General features: G+C 71.9%; 1 protein-coding gene. It reads left to right on the top strand.

Features of this window, described 5'->3' with window-relative positions; translation table 11 throughout:
• Window positions 1-1,087 (top strand): mannitol-1-phosphate 5-dehydrogenase (locus BIV01_RS11490; protein WP_071302935.1); only part of this gene is annotated, 1,087 nt, incomplete at its 5' end.
• Between the last annotated feature and the right edge of the window lie 35 nt (window positions 1,088-1,122).

Genomic DNA, 1,122 nt, shown 5'->3' with positions numbered 1-1,122 from the left:
CGAGGCCGGCTACGAGGTCGTCTTCGCCGACGTCGCCGCGCCCCTCATCGACGCTCTCGCCGCTGCCGACTCGTACACCGTGCACGAGGTCGGTCAGAACGCGCGCGACCACGAGGTCACGAACTTCCGTGCCCTGAACAGCGCCCAGGACGAATCGGCCGTCGTCGCCGAGATCGCCACGGCGTCCATCGTCACCTGCGCCGTCGGACCGAACGTCCTGAAGTTCATCGCGCCGGTCATCGCGAAGGCGCTCCAGCAGCGCGACGCGGACGCCGCGCCGATCGCCGTGATGGCGTGCGAGAACGCCCTCAACGCCACCGACCGCCTGCGCGAGTTCATCGTCGAGGCGCTCCCCGCCGACGTCCGCGACCAGGCCCTCGCCAAGGCCGTCTTCGCGAACACCGCGGTCGACCGCATCGTCCCGGCGCAGCCCGAGGGCGCGGGCCTGGACGTCACCGTCGAGACCTACTTCGAGTGGGCCATCGACCGCACGCCGTTCGGCGGGAACGAGCCGGAGATCCCCGGCGCCCACTACGTCGACGGCCTCGCCGCGTCGATCGAGCGCAAGCTCTTCACGGTGAACACCGGGCACGCGACCGTCGCGTACCACGGCTTCCTCGCCGGGGCGGACAAGATCTCGGACGCCATCGCGATCCCCGCGGTCCGGTCCGAGCTCGAGTCCGTGCTCGCCGAGACGAGCGACCTGCTCGTCCGCCGCCACGAGCTCGACCCCGAGGTGCACCGTGCGTACGTGCAGGCCATCATCGGGCGCTTCGAGAACCCGCACCTGCCCGACACCGTGACTCGCGTCGGCCGACAGCCGCTGCGCAAGCTCTCCCGCGACGAGCGCTTCGTGTCGCCCGCCGCCGCCCTCGCCGAGGACGGCACGGAGCCGACGGCGCTGCTCGACGCCATGGGCGCCGCGCTGCGTTTCGACGTGCCGGACGACGAGCAGAGCGTCGAACTCCAGGCGCTGCTGCGCTCGGACCGGAGCGACGCCGAGGTCGTGACCGAGATCACCGGGCTCGACGAGCAGCACCCGTTGCACGCCGCGTTCGCGGACCGGGTGCGGTCCGCGCGCGCCTAGCGTCCTCGACGCATCCACCTGACGGACTGGAGGCG

Source organism: Curtobacterium sp. MCBA15_013, assembly GCF_001865095.1.
In the GTDB taxonomy this organism is placed as follows: Bacteria; Actinomycetota; Actinomycetes; order Actinomycetales; family Microbacteriaceae; genus Curtobacterium.
Note: the sequence above shows the minus strand (reverse complement) of the source record. Positions and strands in the feature narration are given on the sequence as shown.